This is a genomic window from Phocaeicola fibrisolvens, assembly GCF_025567125.1.
Classification (GTDB): Bacteria; Bacteroidota; Bacteroidia; order Bacteroidales; family Bacteroidaceae; genus Phocaeicola; species Phocaeicola fibrisolvens.
In genome coordinates this window covers 63,482-81,775 of sequence record NZ_JAOQJI010000010.1, presented here as the reverse complement: position 1 = coordinate 81,775, position 18,294 = coordinate 63,482, and the positions used below count along the sequence as shown (strand labels likewise).

Sequence of the window (18,294 nt, the reverse complement as noted above, 5' to 3'; positions counted from 1 at the left end):
AAGGTTTTTATTTAGGTTATCTTGTCATGTTATAGGTTAGTTCATAAAAACACGGATATACGGACTGTGTGGCAGAAGAAGTTCCCTCACTATGTGGTACAATCAGTTTCACACGCGCTATTTTCTCCGAATCATTCGTACGCCCCGGTTTCAAATAGCGCAACGGAATCAGCCAACCTGATGGCACAGCCACTGTACCATACATGCCGTACATACTGTAACTATCACTCCGAGTGAATGAAGCAGAATAAGAATCACCACTGATAGTCAACTTAAAATCCTCCCCATTAATCGTATAAGAAGGATTGGCTACATGCATGTTTGCCAACAAAGTATCTCCGGCGGTCATCCCCAAGTCACTTCTCGTCTGAAGAGCTATTTCTACAAAACGGGCTACCATATCATACGTGCCGTTTCCCAACACTTCCTTCCCAGTACCACGATTGACTACATGCATATATACTCCACTTTCATCCAACAGCACATATTCATTTTCTTTCGTCGTAGAATCCTGCGCCGCAAACTCCGCCTCAGAAATGACCTTGATGTCGTTCTCTACAATAAACTTATTAATGGCATCAGCTTCATCTTCCTTCATTTCGGCGTAAGTTTTCCCATTGTTACAGCTTTGCAGCGTCCACATTATCAGGCCCGTCACAGCCCACAACAAATAGTTCTTTTTCATGTTACATGCATCATTTACATAGGCAAATGTAGTAAAATGTCTCCAAAACATCCCACTTATTTTGTCCAATTATGTCTAATATTGTTCAAGAATAAAATTTTAAATCAATTTTTCAATAACAGGTTTTCGTATTTCACCAATGCCTGTTTAAACAAATCTATGGCTTCATCCATTGTGCCATAGAATTCCCCTCCTGAAGCATTCAAATGTCCGCCACCGTTAAAGAATTCGGCAGCCACTTTGTTGCAAGGAAATGTTCCTACAGAACGGAGGGATACTTTAATCATGTTTTTATCCGTATCCTCACGCAAGAATACAGAAAAACAAATCCCTTTCATCTGAAGAGGCATATTGACAAAACCTTCCGTATCCCCTTTCACATACTGAAATTTACTTTGCTCATTTTTAGACAAACAAATCAATGCCGAACGAAACTGCGGATATACCTGCATTTTCTCATAGAGCACATACCCCATCAACCGCAGACGTCCTTCCGAATAGGTATTGAATACCTTGCGGTAAATTTCGTCTTTATCAATTCCTTTCGAAAGTAATTCACTGATAATGAAATAAATCTCCCGATTATTGGAATTATAGGTGAATCCACCGGTATCGGTCATCATACCGGTATAAATACATTCCGCTCCTTCCAACGTAATATCATCAAAGCAACCTAGCCGACAAATCAAGCGAAAAATAAGTTCAGAAGTAGACGATATTTCCGGATGTGAGATTGTCACCCGGCAGAAAGGTTCCGGATTCAGATGATGATCTATCATCACTTTACGTCCAGGAGCATTTCTTACCACATCAGCCATCTGGTCAATGCGCGACAAAGCATTAAAATCCAAGCAACAAATCACCTCCGCTTCCGTAATCAGTTTATCAGCAAACTCCGCATACTTATCATAACGGATAATATCTTTTGCACCTGGCATCCAACGCAGAAAATCAGGGAAGGCATTCGGTACAATGACGTTTACCGTCTTACCCTGTACCGACAGAAAATGGTATAATCCAAGCGATGAACCCAACGCATCTCCGTCGGGAGAAACGTGAGTCACAATCACTATTTTATCAGCCCGGTCGAAATAAGTCTCAACCTTATCGATGTGGGCCTGAAGAATCACTTTTGACAACATATTCTTTTTCTTAAACTTACACTTTTTGAAAGGAGCAAAAGTACAAATTTATTTTTACATACTACAGAACAACAGAGTAAGAACCACAAACAGAAAGGTCGGTATAAGATATTTTAAGTAATTGACATTCTTTTATCAGTCTTTCCCGATAACCGCTACTCAGGGACGCATCCAAAATAACCTGATGAATTTCGAAAAGTTCATTCAATCGAGTAAGGTTTCCCTTAAAACCACGACAAATATACGCATAGTCCAAAGGCAAACGCCAAGAGGCCCTACAGGTACTCCACCTGTCATCATCCAAAAGTCCTACACGAATGTTCCCAATTTGCATCAAGCCGGAATCAGAAGTATGGGTCGACACATCCTGCCCCTGACTGGTATAGACCTCCGAACGGAAAAAGGACAAACAGGTCGGTGTAGGTTGCAGCTGCCTTACCCAACAAGCTAATACAAAGAACTGACAAACCAGCAACAACCGGTACCAATCGTATGCCTTTCTTCCGGCTCCAACACGCCAGCATCGATAAACACAAACCAACACCCCTATCAGCAAGAAAGCCTGGAATGCAGACAAATAAATGGATGTAATCTGTGAACCATACATTTGTTGTACGATCCACATACATTGATTCAATCCAGAAGTAACTGTGTTCAGCAATTGCACCAGGCCACTTCCCAAAAGAGGAACAGAAGAAAAAAACAAGGCTGCCAATGCAAGTGAAAAGATACACACGGCCAATGGAGAAACGACCAAATTAGCCAACAAAAAATACGTCGGAAACGAACCGAAATAAACCAATACAAAAGGAAAAGTTCCCAGTTGGGCCGAAAAAGATACACACAACAACGTCCAAAGATAACGAAGCAGACGATTCTTCACAGTAAGAAGCCGGACACACAACGGATAAAATGCCAGAATAGAACTTACTGCGGCAAACGACAACTGAAAGCTGACATCAAAAAGGTAAAAAGGATTATAGGCCAACATCAGGAAAGCCGACAGCACCAATGAATGAATTCCTGCAAAACGTTCTTCTGAAAAAAAGGAACCCAGTACATACAAACTACACATCACCACGGCACGAACGACCGATGCACTCAGTCCGGACACATAAGCAAATCCCCATAACAAAAGAATGACACATACAGACAATAATCTGCGCCCATGCCGTAGATAAGTAAGCGGATAAAGAAAAACACAAAGTAGACCGGAAAGAATCCCTATATGCAATCCTGATAAAGCCAGTACATGGCTGGCTCCTGCCGCACTGTAGACCTCTTTCAGTTCAGCAGTCAATTCACTTTTATCACCTATGGTCAATGCAGAAACCACCGACCGTACCTCTTCGTCCAAGGGCCAGTTCCGGTAAATCTCCACCACCTTCTGCTGGCACAACCTGGCCTGCTGAAGCAAATCCAGCGACGATTTCTTGTTCAAACGATGCCAATGTCCAGCATAGGCCAATGCCGTTCCACTGATACCCTTCCGCAATAAATAATCCGCATAGTCAAATCCGGTCAGTTTCTTTTCTGAAAAAGGACGAGTCACCCGAGCATAAAAACAAAGATTATCTCCACAAGATAACGACTTTTGCAAAGAATCAGGCATCCAAGAAAGCAAAATGGTCCGACCCACTTGTTTCAGTTTTCCGTTTCCGACATATTCATCTGTCACATAGACTTCTGCACGAAAAGTTTTCCCACGTTTTTCCGGAACTGTCTGTACAATACCCCGATATACTTTCGGATTTTCTCCCCATTGGTAAGTCACAAATGTACGTTCCTGCCACACCCGCAGGCCACCCCATAGAAAAAAAGCACTGCCTGCTAAAAAGCCGAAAACCCAACGTTGTTTCCAAGCGCGGAGATAAAAAGCGAGACATGCGCATAAAAAGAGAAACACAAAAAACACCCCCGCCACAGGCCATTCCTCCCCTTTCGACAAATATATATCGAATAAAAAAATTCCGGCTGCCATACAAACAGTCAACCGGAACAATGGATAAGTCCTCCAAAGGGATGTGGTTTCTTGCACCTATTTCACATATTTCAGTTGATGAATCATCTGCAACATATCCGAAGCTTTAAACACAGCATTACCCGCCACCAGCACATCCACTCCTGCCTCTGCCAACAACGGTGCCGTCTGCATGTTCACTCCTCCGTCCACTTCAATACATGCTGAAGAACCCGTACGAGCTATCAGTTCACGCAATTGTCTCACCTTTTTCAACGTATTGGGAATGAACTTCTGTCCTCCAAACCCTGGATTCACGCTCATCAACAACACCATATCCACCTCCGTGATAATATCTTCCAGCATGGCCACCGGAGTAGAAGGATTTAAGGTCACCCCCGCTTTCATTCCACTCTCCTTAATCTGCTGGACAACCCGGTGTAAATGCGTACATGCCTCATAATGCACATTCATCATCATTGCTCCCAATGCTTTCACTTCTGGAATGAACTTTTCCGGCTGCACAATCATCAGATGTACATCCAGTGGTTTCTCACTCAACTCTGCCACATATTTCAATACCGGGAAGCCAAATGATATATTGGGAACAAATACACCATCCATAATATCCAAGTGCAGCCAATCAGCTTCGCTTCGATTGATTTTTTCCAGGTCACTTCTCAAATCTGCAAAATTCGCAGAAAGCAAAGATGGAGCTATCTTAATCTCTTTCGCCATAATAATGTTCATAAATACTTATCACAACAAAGATAAGCATATTTTCTTATGGGCACCTATCGGCAGAAAAATTTATTTTATCACATGGAAACGAAGCCCTAACTGCAGATTGAAATTGAAAGGATGTTCCTTCCGAATGGTTTCTACGCCACTATGGTCATCAAAGTAATAAGCTACTCCAGGTTCCAAATACAACCCCAATCGGGAAGTAAAATTGACCTGTGCTCCTGCAGCAGCTGCCACAGACCACTGCAAAGGATCCACCTCCAGCGATGTACGTTCCGACGTACGGTTTCCCCCATTGGTTACGGTAACCGATTCCAACCTTCCAGACACACATTTCTCTACAGCCCCTCCCACAGAAGCATATACCGAGAACCACCTGTTCTGCCAGATAGAACGACGTATCTTCAATGGAATTCCCACATAATGCAATTTCTGCGTTTCTTCCACGTATGACTTGGAACCCGAACGGATATCAGAAGAGAGTAATGTATAATTCAATCCTGTTTCCAATGTCCAGTTCTTATCCAGATTCCAGTCCAATGAGAAACCTATTGTTACCGGCATGTGATGCTTGACACTTGTCTGTGGACTCTGTGCTGCATTCTCCAATAAAATTTGACTGTATGCCAGTCCTCCGTTATTTACCGGAGCCATATTCAAGTCTGAAGAAACATAATAAGCCGACCGTGCCACAAAACTCCCCATTCCATCGAAAGTACTCAAAGAACCGTAAGGTGTATTTCCAGCTCCAACTCCCAGTGAAAATCCGGAAGACCGCGTTGATTTGCTCTTTGCTTCTTCCGCATTCTGCTTCATGCGTTCCCGGTCTGCCTCCCGACTCGCACGTAATCTCTTCTTTTGCTGAACCTGCGTATCCGCTGTTTCTGTCAGCGTTTCATTTTTTATCGTTTTCGATTCTTCCTTTTCCGGTTCTTCCACAATCACCTCATCCGTTTTCTCTTCTTCGACCGACACCTTCCGTACGGCCTGTTCCAAAACGACATCAGTACTTGCAGTAAGCTTCATTTCCGGTTCTGACTTTCCCGGCATAGCAACCTCGGCTGTTACCTGGTCCTGAATCGGACGATTCTCAGGCAAAGGGGTATCTTTTACCTCCACCGCCAATTGCTGATTCTGGAAGTCGGCTTCCGGAGACGACCAAAACCAATATGTAAGTGAAGACACCAACAAAATCAGCACAGCAGCTGCTGCCTGCCAGCGTCTCCATAAAGGAATCACTTTCGGCTTATTCTGTTCCTCCAACTCCGTCTCCAGTTTATCCCAAAGCCCGTCGGGAAGAGGTTCAGAATAATCTTCCATTTGACTACGCAAATTATTTATCCATTTTTCCTCATTCTTCATTGCCTACAATATGCTCTTTCTATATTCATTTATTTTTTTCGCCAACAAAGTCTTTGCACGGTAAAATTGGGAAGAAGAAGTATGCTCCGTAATTCCCAGTAATTGTGCAATTTCCTTGTGACTCTTATCCTCAAACACATATAAGTTGAATACCGTGCGATATCCGTCAGGCAGTTCCGCAATCATTTTCATCAGTACTTTCTGAGGTATATCTCCTATTCCCTCGTCCGTTTCCTCCGTATCGGGTAGCTGTTCCATCAAAACTTCTTGCTGCGATAACTGGTTGCGTTTTCTCAAATAACCCAACGCCTCATTTACCATCACACGCGAAAGCCAAGCCTTCAATGAGCCCTTTCCTTGATAAGTAAACTGAGCTATAGACTGAAAGATACGGATAAAGCCATCATGCAACACGTCTTCCGCTGCCTCACGGTCTCCTATATAACGAAGACAAATAGCCATCAGCGAACCGCCATACAGCTCGTACAACTCTTTGCGAGCCTGATTATCTGCCAGCTTGCATTTCGATGCCAATTCTTCTTCTGTCATATTCAGCTTATCGTGCTTTGATTAGTAAATGATAGGAGTACAAAAATACTGCACCTTTATTTCGAAATTCTTCGTTAAAATGTTTTTAACTAAAAAAGATGCAGTATTCACCTTTCATTGCATTTATCAGGTAAAGAATCATTCAGACATGAAATGGAATAAAAATACATTACTTCTCTTCTTGTTAGTTTTATTGTGCGAAATAGGAACTTCCTGTACAAGCCACGATGATGAACTCTTGCAATCATCAGGAATTGGAAGCTTCTCCACATTAGGTACAGTAGTCAATACAGCACGATTGACCGTCCATTCGGACAGTTATGGTCCTTTATTACCCATGAACACGGATATTTTCATAAAGAACAATGCAAATGCACTCGGGCAAAGAGTCTTACTGGAAGTTTTGTTTCTTGACAGTCAGCAGAAAAGCGATAGTTTGGAGATGAAGGAAGTGGAAGTTATCAGTCTTTATAAGGTATTGACGAAAGACGCCAACATCATACAGTCTGGAACTGCAGAAACTGCAGTCAACGATACTTTTGGAACTGCTCCTATTCCAATTACTTCCACCACCGTCAGTCAGGAGCACTTAAACATACAATATGAAATAAAAGGCTACAATGAAAATATAAGCCATCGCATCAGTCTGCTGGTTTCAGATAATGCACAACTAGATGAAAACGGGTTACTCCCCGTAGAACTTCGCCATAATCCGGAAACAGATGTACAGATTAATAGTTACTGGGGCGTTGTATCCTTTAATCTTTCAAGTATTCCCCAATATAAGAATCCGGAATTCAAGGGCTTCCGTATCCTTTATAAAAAATATGACGGAAGTGCTGCATACACTACCGTCACCTTTTAAAAGTCACCGCCTTTCGGTTATTTCTATTCCACATAAGAGTCTTCCACATGGCGATACCCGCGAAGGAAATCGGCCACGTCCATCCGTTTCTTTCCGGCCAGCTGCAACGACAACACACGCAGGAAGCCATCGGTTGAAGCGATGTGGAAATAAGTTTTCTTATCTGTCACTACCGTTCCCGGTTTCAAGGAATGAGGAGTAAACACCTTTTCCGTTTTAAAAATCTTCAACGACATGGGAGCCGCTTCCCCCTGATGCAACTCCGTCCACGCGGCTGGATAAGGAGAAAGTCCACGCACAAAATCATACACTTTCTTCACCCCGGCATTCCAGTCAATACGGCAGGTCTCCTTGAAAATTTTGGGAGCCGGACGCAATTCCGCAGCCGTAGCCAGCTGCTCTTGCGGAATGGTCTTGACATTTCCCTCCAGAATGGCATCCACCGTCTTCACCACGAGGTCGCCCCCCAGTTTCATCAGTTTGTCGTACACCACTTCCACATTGTCCGTATCGGCAATGGGTACCCGCACCTGATCGATAATTTCTCCAGTATCAATTTCATGCTTCAGGAAAAAAGTCGTAATTCCGGTTTCAGTCTCTCCGTTGATGACCGCCCAGTTGATAGGAGCTGCCCCACGATATTGCGGCAACAAAGAGGCGTGCAGGTTGAACGTACCCAGACTAGGCATGTTCCACACCACTTCCGGCAGCATGCGGAAAGCCACGACAATCTGCAAGTCGGCTTTCAGGGCCCTCAGCTCTTCCAGAAACTCTTCGTTTTTCAGTTTTTCCGGCTGGAGCACCTTCAGCCCCTGCGATACGGCATACTGTTTCACCGGGCTAGGCTGGAGAACACTTCCATGCCGCCCCATGGGCTTGTCGGGCATCGTAATGACTCCTACCACCTGATAGCCCCCTTCCACCAGGCGCTTCAAGCTTTCCACGGCAAATTCAGGGGTACCCATATATACGATTCGTAAGTCTTTCTTTTCCATATTTCTTGTTTGTTGTTTATTCTGCTGAAAAATCCACCATCACCTGACGGTACGTCGACAGGATACGCGACTTGGACACGAAGCCAATGTACTTGTTGTCTTCATCCACCACCGGAAGATTCCAGGAGCCAGTCTTGTCAAACTTATCCATCACGTCCTCCATAGAGTCTGTGGTAATGATACGTGCCTTGGGAGCCACCATAAAATTCTCCACATGGTACTTGTGATACAGTTCCTGACGGAAAATAATGTTACGGATATCGTTCAGAATCACGACCCCAAGCAACTCATTGTGCACATCGACCACCGGGAACAGATTACGAGCGGATTTGGAAATCGCCTTCACCATCTCTCCCAGATCCATGTCCGGACGAACCACCTGGAAATCAGTTTCAATCACGCTCTCCATGCTCATCATGGTCAGCGCAGCCTTGTCTTTATGGTGGGTAATCAGCTCGCCACTCTTAGCCAGACGCATAGAGTAGATACTGTGCGGTTCGAATACGATAATGGTCAGGTAGGCGCATACAGACACAATCATCAGCGGCAGGAACAGGTCATATCCTCCAGTCAGCTCCGCAATCAGGAAGATACCGGTGAGCGGCGCATGCATGACACCCGACATCAGCCCGGCCATTCCCATCAGGGCGAAGTTTTTCTCCGGAATGTAGGTCCCCCCCAAATGGAACTCATTGCAGACGTAGGAAAATACGAAACCGGCAATGCAGCCCAGAAACAGACTCGGAGCGAAGATACCACCGCAACCGCCACCGCCATTCGTCGCACTGGAAGCAAATACCTTAAACAGAATTATCAGTATCAGATACAGTACCAGCAAATGGGAGTTGCCATAAAACAAAGAATTGTTCATCACCGTATCCCAGTCGGCCGAAGAGGTTCCGTTGAGCAACAATGAAATGGTGTCGTATCCTTCACCGTAGAGCGGCGGGAACAAGAAAATCAGAATACTCAACATCGCACCTCCAATGACAAACTTCACGTATGGATTGCTGTAACGGCGGAAAATATTTTCAATCCAGTTCATGGAGCGGGTGAAATACCATGCCACCAAACCGCAGAAGATACCCAATGCAATGGCATAGGGAATACGTTCCAGCGAGAACGGATAATCCAGGTGAAACTGGAACATGGCTTCCGTACCCGTCAGCAGATACGACACAGAAGCCGCCGTCACACTGGTAATCAGCAAAGGCAGCAACGAAGCCATGGTCAAATCAATCATCAGCACTTCCAGCGTAAACACCACACCCGCAATCGGGGCCTTGAAAATGCCCGAAACGGCTCCAGCGGCTCCACAGCCCACCAGCAACATCAGCGTCTTGTGGTCCATGCGGAAAATACTGCCCAGATTCGACCCGATGGCAGAACCTGTCAGCACAATCGGGGCTTCGGCTCCTACAGACCCACCACAACCGATGGTGATGGCAGAGGCAAAAATAGAAGACCACACATTATGCCGCTTGATACGGCTCTGCTTCCGCGATATGGCATACAGGATTTTGGTCACACCGTGGCTGATGTCATCGCGCACCACTTTGCGAATGAACAGTCCGGTCAGGAAGATACCCACTACCGGATAAACCAAATACAGCCAGTTTACACCTGTGGAATCGAAGTTCTCTGTCAGGAACTCCTTGATGTACTCCACGAGAAATTTCAACAAAAAAGCGGCCAAGGCCGTAAAGATTCCTACCAGGAAACTTAAAATCAAGACGAACTGCTTGTCTTTTATGTGTTTCTCCCTCCAATGAAGAAATCCCTGCAGCAGTCCGTTTTTCTCATCTACCACTTTCATGAAAGGAACTATTTATTCTCTAATAATCTTTACTACGCCTCCTTTACCCAGCTTGATGATGCTGGAAGGTTTCGGATGTCCGGTTTCTTCCCGGCGATAATCGACCACATAATCCACAGCCTGCTTGATTTCTTCGCTGATTTCACTGAATACAGCCGGAGCCGGCTGTCCGCTAATATTGGCCGAAGTAGACACGATGGCCTTACGGAAACGGAAACACAGCTGTTTGGAGAACTCTTCCGAAGTGACACGGATGCCTACACTGCCATCGGCAGCAATCAGGTTAGGAGCCAGGTTGCGTGCCCCGTCGTAAATGATGGTCAGGGGCTTGGTCGTCATTTCAATCAAATCCCATGCCACCGAAGGCACATCCTGTACGTAAAAATCCACTTTCACCGGACTGTCCACCAACACCAGCATGGCTTTGCTGTCGGCACGCTGCTTGATTTCAAACACGCGCTTCACCGCCTCCTCGTTCGTGGCATCACATCCTATCCCCCACACGGTATCCGTAGGATAGAGGATCACTCCTCCCTTCTGCATCACCTCGCAGGCTTTCTTAATTTCATCTTTCATCATAATATCTTTAGTTTTTTGTGGTCAAAAAGTCATTAAAAGCGATTTTACAAACAGCAAAAATACAAATGATTTTTAGGATATCCCAAGAATGTTTTGTTTTTTTGCAGAAAAGCTATCAGCCCTTCCATGAATACCGAACGGAAAATCATTCATATAGACATGGACGCTTTCTATGCGTCGGTCGAGCAGCGTGACCATCCTGAACTGAAAGGAAAGCCCATTGCAGTGGGGCATGCGGAAAAAAGGGGTGTAGTGGCTGCCGCCAGCTATGAGGCCCGCAAATTCGGGGTACGTTCGGCCATGTCGTCTCAAAAGGCCAAGAAACTGTGCCCGCAACTTATCTTCGTGGAGGGCCGGATGGAGGTGTACAAAAGCGTATCGGCACAGATTCACGAGATTTTCCACGAATATACCGACCTCATCGAACCCATTTCGCTGGATGAAGCCTTTCTGGACGTCACCCACAACAAGAAAGGGATTCCCCTGGCCGTAGACATTGCCCGAGAAATCAAGCAGCGCATCCGCCAGGACCTTCATCTGGTAGCCTCAGCCGGGGTGTCCTACAACAAATTTCTGGCAAAGATAGCCTCCGACTACCGGAAGCCCGACGGACTCTGCACCATTCATCCCGACCAGGCCGAAGAGTTTATCCGGCATCTGCCCATCGAAGCTTTCTGGGGAGTGGGGCCCATCACGGCCAAAAAGATGCACACACTGGGCATTTACAACGGGGATACCCTCCGACAATGCTCCTTGGAAATGCTGCAACGGCAGTTTGGAAAGAACGGCCTCATTTATTTCAATTTCGCCCGCGGCATCGACGACCGACCCGTGGAAGCCGTCCGCATCCGCAAGTCCATCGGCTGCGAACATACGCTGGAAAAAGATATCTCAGCCGAGATGGCCCTCATCATCGAGCTGTATCACGTGGCGCGTGAACTCATTGAGCGGCTGAAAGCCAAGGACTTCAAGGGGAACACCCTCACCCTGAAGGTCAAATTCGATGACTTTTCCCAGATTACCCGCAGTGTTAGTGTACGGCAGCCTCTGCAACGCTTGGAAGAGATTCTTCCTTTGGCCAAACGGCTCCTGAAGGGAGTAGACCACAGTCAGCATGCCATCCGCCTGCTAGGGCTGTCTGTGTCCAATCCTCCGGAAGAAAAGGAAGGAGACACAATCGCCGCTTCCGGCCCCATCCAACTAGAGCTGGAGTTTAAAGAGGAATGACCCACCACCTATTCTCCGAACCTCCCCTAACCATAACTACAAACGTACTTGAATCATCTCTGTTTCACACTGCGGGATTTGTATTCCACAGTGTGAAATATGTATCCCACACTGTGGTTTTTATATCCCACACTGTGGGACAGAGAATTCGCCTAGTGGTTTCAAAGAAAACTCCAGCAGTAAAAGATGTATGAATCAGGAAGATACAAAAAAAGCGAAGACTCATCCCAGCCTCCGCTTCTTTCTGTTCGATTTATTTTCTTATCAATGTGTATGCACAATCTCCGTAGGTGCCTGTTCGGCATTGCGCTTTTCAGTCTGTATCACGACGTTGCGTGCCAAATCCATAAAGGCCATACCGGTGACTGAATTTTCATCGAGGGCAGCCGGTGTACCTGCATCGCCACTTTCGCAAATGCTCTGCACGATAGGAATCTGTCCGAGCAGCGGCACATGCAGCTCTTCTGCCAAGCGTTTGGTACCTTCCTTGCCAAACAGGTAGTACTTGTTGCCAGGAAGTTCGGCTGGAGTGAACCACGCCATGTTTTCCACCAGCCCGAGGATAGGCACGTTCACCTTGTCGTTGGTGTACATGTTGATACCCTTACGTGCATCGGCCAGTGCCACTTGCTGCGGAGTGCTGACAATCACGGCTCCTGTAATGGCCAAGGTCTGGAGTAAGGTCAGATGGATGTCACTGGTGCCCGGAGGAGTATCCAGTACGAAATAATCCAGTTCGCCCCAGTTGGCATCGGCTACCAGCTGCTTCAGGGCATTGCTGGCCATACCGCCACGCCACAGCGTAGCCTGATCTGGGTCTACAAAGAAACCGATGGAAAGCAGTTTGATGCCGTATTTTTCAACCGGTACAATCAGGTCGCGGCCGTTCACTTCTTCTGCATACGGACGAGCGTCTTCCACCTGGAACATCTTAGGCACCGAAGGACCGAAAATGTCCGCATCCAGCAAACCTACCTTGTAACCCAGTTTGGCCAAAGCCACTGCCAGGTTGGCGGCTACCGTAGACTTACCCACTCCTCCTTTACCGGAAGACACAGCAATCACGTTTTTCACCTGCGGCAACATCTTGCCCGGTTCGGGGCGGGCTGCCTGCTTGCTTTCGGTGGCAATCGTCACCTCCACATCCTTCGACACATAGGTATGAATGGCGGTTTCAGCCGATTTGACTACCGATTTCATGAAAGGGTCGGTCGGCTTCTCAAATATCAGCGAGAAACTTACCTTCATCCCGTCAATGCGAAGATTGTCGGCCACCATCTCCGCTTCCACAATATTTTTTCCGTTGCCCGGATAACGCACCGTAGCCAGTGCGTCCATAATCAATTTCGGATAAAGTGTCATATCTTTTCAGTTTTAAATCATTTGCTTGTTTTCAGTCCGCTCCGCTTGCTCCGGTTGTAGCTCCGGTAATCGTCCAGTTCGATTTCCACGTCGGGTTCCTGAAGTTCTCCTTCCTGCGGCAGACGGAACTGGATGTACTTGATGTTCAGGCCGCGATCGAGCCACTGCTGTTCGTAATAGGTGCGGATGCTCAGAATGTCATCGTCCATGCCGGAGTGATACAAATCGTCGGTGATGAATTCTACCGGGAAATGATTGGCCTCTACCATATATTTAGTATAGGTAAACATAAAATTACTGTCCGTCTTCAGGTGTACCAGTCCGTCCGGAATCAGGAAACGGCGGTAACGGTTCATGAAATAGGTAGAAGTCAGGCGCTTGGTAGCCTTCTTCATCTGAGGGTCCGAGAAAGTCAGCCAGATTTCGCTCACCTCACCCGGCACAAAGAAGCGGTCGATGATTTCGATGTTGGTACGCAAAAAAGCCACATTCTTCAAACCTTCATTCAGTGCTTCGGTGGCTCCCGTCCACATGCGGGCTCCCTTGATGTCCACCCCGATGAAGTTCTTGCCCGGATAGCGGCGTGCCAGTCCTACGGTGTATTCCCCACGTCCGCATCCCAGTTCCAGGACAATCGGATTCTCGTTCTTGAAGAAATCCTGGTTCCAGCGTCCCTTCATCTCGAAAGGGACCTCATCCACCACCGAATACGGATATTCAAACACATGCGGATATTCCGCCATATCTGCGAATTTCGCTAATTTTCCTTTTCCCATATTTTTCGTGAAACGTTTCCTTAATGCCCGCAAAGGTAAAGTTTTTCGATGGAACACACAACTTTACCCTCAATTACCCGAAAGAATCGGGAAACGAAACAGAAAACCTACGTTATTCTAGAAAAAAAGAAATATGAAAACAAACTTTTTTAGCCTCCAACTGATACTTGTTTTATTATTGTGCCTTGGTGGATGCACCCTCGACACCCTTCTGCCCACCATCCAAACTACATACATCCGAGGAGGAAAAATAAATGGTTTTCATCCTTCTTCACGCAATTCCACCCCCCAATCCTTACCGGTAGGGAGCCAAATAACATTCTACAGCCAGGGTGGACTCACTGCTGAAGGAACCCTTCTGACATACAATGGCAGCTACTGGGAAGGTGATATCGACCTCACCTGGAACACCGAGCATTCCCAAGCACAAACCTGTGCATTTTATCCCCCATTCTATCGCAATCACTCTTCCATTTATCAGGAAGGAAAGCTCCCTGACATCCTCTGCTCCCAAAAAGATTTCCGTCAAGGAGAAGAAATACGACTTTCATTCAGCCATCTATTTTCCCGTCTGACTTTTCAGGTATCACATAATCTTAACCAACGCTTGGAACGCATCACCTTCACCCCCTCCACTTCCGTTTCGGATATCCAACCAGAGACAGGAGAACTGTCCCTACAAAACGCTAAAATACCTCTGACATTGGAACATAACGATTCCGGAGAGTATTCTTTCTTACTACCTCCAACCAACCAATCTGTTCACATCCAGATTTCTACTCCCGACGGGAACAGTCTTGAAACGACCATGGGAACACACTCCTTTCTGGCAGGCTACGAATATACTTGCCCACTCAAACTGTCAGGAAATGATCCCGGCATAGAAACCGTAGAAGATTTTATTGCATTTACCCATCTGATAAACGGAGAAACATACGAAAACAGGTCACTGGAAGAATTCGGAGAAACAACTGGAGAAACAACAACTTATTATCTGCACAACGATCTAAGCTTCACGCCAGAAGAAGCCGCAAAAATACAAATGATCGGCATGTATGGCACAGCCAATGGCTCACAAAAGAGACTGTTTAACGACACGTTTGACGGACAAGGACACAGCCTCAGCAATCTCCTGTTCCAGCAATCGTATCTCGGTTACTATTATGTAGGACTGTTCAGTGGAGTATCTCCATCAGGTGTCATCAAGAATCTGATTATCAGCGAAGCTACATACGATAAAACGAAAGACACTAAAAGCGCCTCTTTTTTGGCCGGCCTTAACAGAGGTATCATTGACAACTGCATCATCAAAAACTGCATCATCAAAAATGTCGATGATGAAAGTGAATTCGGCAGCATATCCTCTCAAAACGAAGGACTGATTATCAACTGTCAGGTAGACAATATCTCGCTAAAAAGTGTCATAAACTATGCCAGTGGAATTGTCCGTTACAACAACAAAGGAAAAATCCTGAACTGTTTCGTTTCAAACTGCAACTTCAGTAAAGCCAAACTCGGAGGATTTATCTGTACAAAAAGTCTGAACGGAGAAATTCAAAACTGTTACGTTACTGGCAACGCATACAAATGTAATCCCATCAGTTTCGCCACCGAGTATACCAACGTAATCAGATGCTGCTATTATCCTCAATCGAACAGTAAATCCCCTGCAGGTAATGCCCATACAGTATTAAAATCCGATTCGCTCATGAAATACGGCTCACTGCAATCCATCACTGTAGAAAACTTATATCACACACTGAACCTATGGATTCAGGGAACTGGAGCTACCACATACCCTGAACTTTCGTTTCGTTCTTGGGAAAAAGGAGAAAGTCTGCCTGCTGTTTTGGTTTCTCCTTAATACTATTTTTTCCTAAAATAAAAACGTGGTCTCCACAAAATGTTGTATTTTTGTGCCAAATGCAAAAATTAAAACCATGAGCAACAACAAAAAACTGATTATTGCAATCATCATATTGGCAGCAATCGTAGCCATTGTATCTTTCTTCGCGATAAACGAAGCTCGCAAAAACAGCGAAATGAGCCAGCTTTTCGCTGTGGAAAAACAAGAAATGGAAAACGAATACAGTACTTTTGCCACACAATACGATGAATTACAGGTTCAAATAAACAACGACTCCCTTCGTGAAAAACTGGAAAGCGAAAAATTAAAGACGCAACGCCTGCTGGAAGAACTTCGTCAAGTAAAAACCAGTGACGCAGCCGAAATCATGCGGTTAAAGAAAGAGCTGAAAACGGTACGCGCAGTCCTGAGAAGTTATGTCATGCAAATCGACTCCTTGAACAAAATCAACGCGGCTCTGATGCAGGAAAACCAGGAAGTAAAAACAAAATATACAGCTGCTACCGCCCAAATTTCCAATTTGTCGGAAGAAAAGAAAAGCTTACATGAAAAGGTAACACTCGCAGCACAACTGGATGCGACCAATATTCAAGTAAAAACACTGAACAAAAGAGGACGGGAAACAGAAAGGGTAAAGAACATAAAGAAAATTGCCATTTCGTTTACCATCGTCAAGAATATTACAGCGCAAACTGGAAACAAAACGGTTTACATACGAATTGCCAAACCTGACAACGAAATCCTGACCAAAAGTGCCGGAAACCAATTTAAATTTGAAGACAGAAACATAGCCTATTCCATCAAGAAATACATTGAATACACCGGTGAAGAACAAACCGTTACGGTATACTGGGATGTGGAAGAATTCCTGTCTGCAGGAACATACCAAATCTATATCTTTGCCGATGGCAATATGATCGGACAAGGTTCATTCAGAATGAAATAACCACTGCAACCATGAAAAAAGACATCAGCCGCCTGCTATATGCCTGCCTCGCCTTGATGGGACTACTTTCTTCGTGCGGCGAGGACCGTTCGGGAGAATATTACGCACTTATTGCTACAAAAACCTGGATTTATGAAGTGATGCAGGAGAATTATCTTTTTTACGAAGATATTCCGGCGGAAGAAAAACTGAACTTTTTCAAGAAACCTGCAGAATTTCTTGCATCGGCAGCTTCTTCCAAAGACCAAAAAAACGGCTATGTATTTTCACACGTAGATTCTGTACTCACACGTGCAACCAGCACATACCCCTGCTTTGGATTCGAGGCGGTATTGGTACGAACCGATGGAGGTTCCAATGCCTTGAGGGTCTTATATACTGAACCGGATTCTCCGGCAGAAGAAGCAGGATTGAAACGGGGAGATTGGATTATTGCCATCGACAACAAAAAAATCTCAACCAGTGACTACACGACTTATATTAATCGGCCCACAAAAGCGTACAGCTTTACTTTAGCCAACTACAACCCGTATCCGGAAGAAGTGGATGACCCGGAGTTTAATTACGTGGAGTTTGATACACTAGGTACTATACAAATGCCCTCACCAAGATACGTAGAAGAACAAGATATCTTAAAAACAGGAACAATCTCTGCTGGCAACCGAAAAGCTTTCTACATATTATATAATGAATTTGGTGAGAACACGGATGTACTGAAAGAACTCTTCTCACAATTAAACGGACAAACATTTGACGACATCATCCTCGATTTAAGGTATAATCCAGGAGGATACGTATCTACTTCACAATTAATGGGAACGGCACTGGCTCCTGCCTCTGCCATGGGGCAACCTTTCCTGCAAATGACCTACAATGACAAAATCAACAAAACTGAAGTACTGAATTTCGACGCCAGCCTACTGCCAGGAAGTACAACCTTGTCTTATCAAAACTTATACATACTTACCTCTGGCAACACGGCTTCTGCTTCTGAAATTATCATCAACTGCCTGAGACCTTATATGGAAGGCAGGCTGTACCAAGTGGGTATGCCTACTTTCGGAAAGAATGTAGCACAACAGCTTTTCACAAATGAAGAAGCACCTAATATCGAGTTATGGCTCACTACAACCTACCTGAGCAATTCTCAAGGTTTTTATGAGTACTATACCAACGGACTACAGCCTGATTTTGAGGTGGAAGAAAATTATGCAGAAAAACTGGGAGAGCTTGGTTCAGAAGAAGACCAACTCATGCAACCTGTATTGTATAGAATGGCCTATGGAAATTTCCCTTCTTCAGGAAATTCAGAAGAAAACATGTCCAGACACATCTCCACACACCCCCGAGTACAAGTACTGTACAACTCTATTTCACAAAAGCCTCATGCAAATCTGCTGAAATAAATTTGTAATTGGA

The 18,294-nt window shown here is 45.3% G+C and carries 16 protein-coding genes; 5 read left to right on the top strand and 11 right to left on the bottom strand.

Annotated elements, in window-relative coordinates; genetic code table 11:
- Window positions 1-16: 16 nt before the first annotated feature.
- The 6 genes from OCV81_RS06400 to OCV81_RS06375 all read right to left on the bottom strand — a co-directional run bounded on the left by OCV81_RS06400 (window position 17) and on the right by OCV81_RS06375 (window position 6,442).
- Window positions 17-685: a DUF4827 domain-containing protein gene (locus OCV81_RS06400; RefSeq protein WP_148329344.1), complete on the bottom strand. Its 669-nt coding sequence runs from the start codon at window positions 683-685 to the stop codon at window positions 17-19.
- A 104-nt stretch (window positions 686-789) separates the two neighbouring features.
- On the bottom strand, window positions 790-1,827 hold the full coding sequence (locus OCV81_RS06395) for a DHH family phosphoesterase (RefSeq protein WP_022353213.1): 1,038 nt from the start codon (window positions 1,825-1,827) through the stop codon (window positions 790-792).
- A gap of 61 nt (window positions 1,828-1,888) precedes the next feature.
- A complete protein-coding gene (locus tag OCV81_RS06390; RefSeq protein WP_148329343.1) occupies window positions 1,889-3,808 on the bottom strand; it encodes a ComEC/Rec2 family competence protein in 1,920 nt (639 codons plus the stop codon).
- Between the two features lie 57 nt (window positions 3,809-3,865).
- A complete protein-coding gene (gene rpe / locus OCV81_RS06385) occupies window positions 3,866-4,525 on the bottom strand; it encodes a ribulose-phosphate 3-epimerase (protein ID WP_148329342.1) in 660 nt (219 codons plus the stop codon).
- A 72-nt stretch (window positions 4,526-4,597) separates the two neighbouring features.
- The gene (locus OCV81_RS06380; protein WP_262640216.1) at window positions 4,598-5,851 is read right to left on the bottom strand and encodes an outer membrane beta-barrel protein; all 1,254 of its coding nucleotides are present in this window, start codon (window positions 5,849-5,851) and stop codon (window positions 4,598-4,600) included.
- A gap of 45 nt (window positions 5,852-5,896) precedes the next feature.
- The gene (locus OCV81_RS06375) at window positions 5,897-6,442 is read right to left on the bottom strand and encodes an RNA polymerase sigma factor (RefSeq protein WP_022353217.1); all 546 of its coding nucleotides are present in this window, start codon (window positions 6,440-6,442) and stop codon (window positions 5,897-5,899) included.
- Window positions 6,443-6,590: 148 nt separating this feature from the next.
- On the opposite strand from OCV81_RS06375, the gene OCV81_RS06370 reads away from it, so the two are divergent.
- Window positions 6,591-7,307 carry a NigD1/NigD2 family lipoprotein gene (locus OCV81_RS06370; RefSeq protein ID WP_262640215.1) on the top strand — a complete coding sequence of 239 codons (717 nt, stop codon included), beginning with the start codon at window positions 6,591-6,593 and terminating at the stop codon, window positions 7,305-7,307.
- A gap of 23 nt (window positions 7,308-7,330) precedes the next feature.
- Here OCV81_RS06370 and fmt read toward each other — a convergent pair whose 3' ends face one another.
- From fmt to OCV81_RS06355, 3 genes are read right to left on the bottom strand one after another with little or no spacing between them, the layout of a single operon-like run.
- Entirely contained in the window at window positions 7,331-8,302 is a 972-nt protein-coding gene (gene fmt / locus OCV81_RS06365; RefSeq protein ID WP_148329337.1) for a methionyl-tRNA formyltransferase, read from the bottom strand.
- 16 nt (window positions 8,303-8,318) lie between these two features.
- Window positions 8,319-10,118: a chloride channel protein gene (locus tag OCV81_RS06360; RefSeq protein ID WP_022353220.1), complete on the bottom strand. Its 1,800-nt coding sequence runs from the start codon at window positions 10,116-10,118 to the stop codon at window positions 8,319-8,321.
- A gap of 12 nt (window positions 10,119-10,130) precedes the next feature.
- Complete coding sequence (locus tag OCV81_RS06355) at window positions 10,131-10,694, bottom strand: L-threonylcarbamoyladenylate synthase (RefSeq protein ID WP_148329364.1); 564 nt, start codon at window positions 10,692-10,694, stop codon at window positions 10,131-10,133.
- Between the two features lie 129 nt (window positions 10,695-10,823).
- Here OCV81_RS06355 and dinB point away from each other — a divergent pair, with 129 nt between their 5' ends.
- Window positions 10,824-11,924, top strand: coding sequence for a DNA polymerase IV (dinB, locus tag OCV81_RS06350; RefSeq protein WP_148329335.1), 1,101 nt, complete (start codon window positions 10,824-10,826; stop codon window positions 11,922-11,924).
- 264 nt (window positions 11,925-12,188) lie between these two features.
- On the opposite strand, the gene OCV81_RS06345 is transcribed toward dinB, so the two are convergent.
- A complete protein-coding gene (locus OCV81_RS06345; RefSeq protein WP_022354847.1) occupies window positions 12,189-13,286 on the bottom strand; it encodes an Mrp/NBP35 family ATP-binding protein in 1,098 nt (365 codons plus the stop codon).
- A 17-nt stretch (window positions 13,287-13,303) separates the two neighbouring features.
- A complete protein-coding gene (trmB, locus tag OCV81_RS06340; RefSeq protein ID WP_148329333.1) occupies window positions 13,304-14,062 on the bottom strand; it encodes a tRNA (guanosine(46)-N7)-methyltransferase TrmB in 759 nt (252 codons plus the stop codon).
- Between the two features lie 133 nt (window positions 14,063-14,195).
- Between trmB and OCV81_RS06335 the strand changes: the two genes are divergently transcribed.
- From OCV81_RS06335 to OCV81_RS06325, 3 genes are all read left to right on the top strand, one after another.
- Window positions 14,196-15,926, top strand: a complete 1,731-nt coding sequence (locus OCV81_RS06335) for a fimbrillin family protein (protein WP_148329331.1) — start codon at window positions 14,196-14,198, stop codon at window positions 15,924-15,926.
- Between the two features lie 76 nt (window positions 15,927-16,002).
- Window positions 16,003-16,875 carry a hypothetical protein gene (locus OCV81_RS06330; RefSeq protein WP_148329329.1) on the top strand — a complete coding sequence of 291 codons (873 nt, stop codon included), beginning with the start codon at window positions 16,003-16,005 and terminating at the stop codon, window positions 16,873-16,875.
- Between the two features lie 11 nt (window positions 16,876-16,886).
- Window positions 16,887-18,281 carry a S41 family peptidase gene (locus tag OCV81_RS06325; protein WP_239464661.1) on the top strand — a complete coding sequence of 465 codons (1,395 nt, stop codon included), beginning with the start codon at window positions 16,887-16,889 and terminating at the stop codon, window positions 18,279-18,281.
- Window positions 18,282-18,294: the final 13 nt, after the last annotated feature.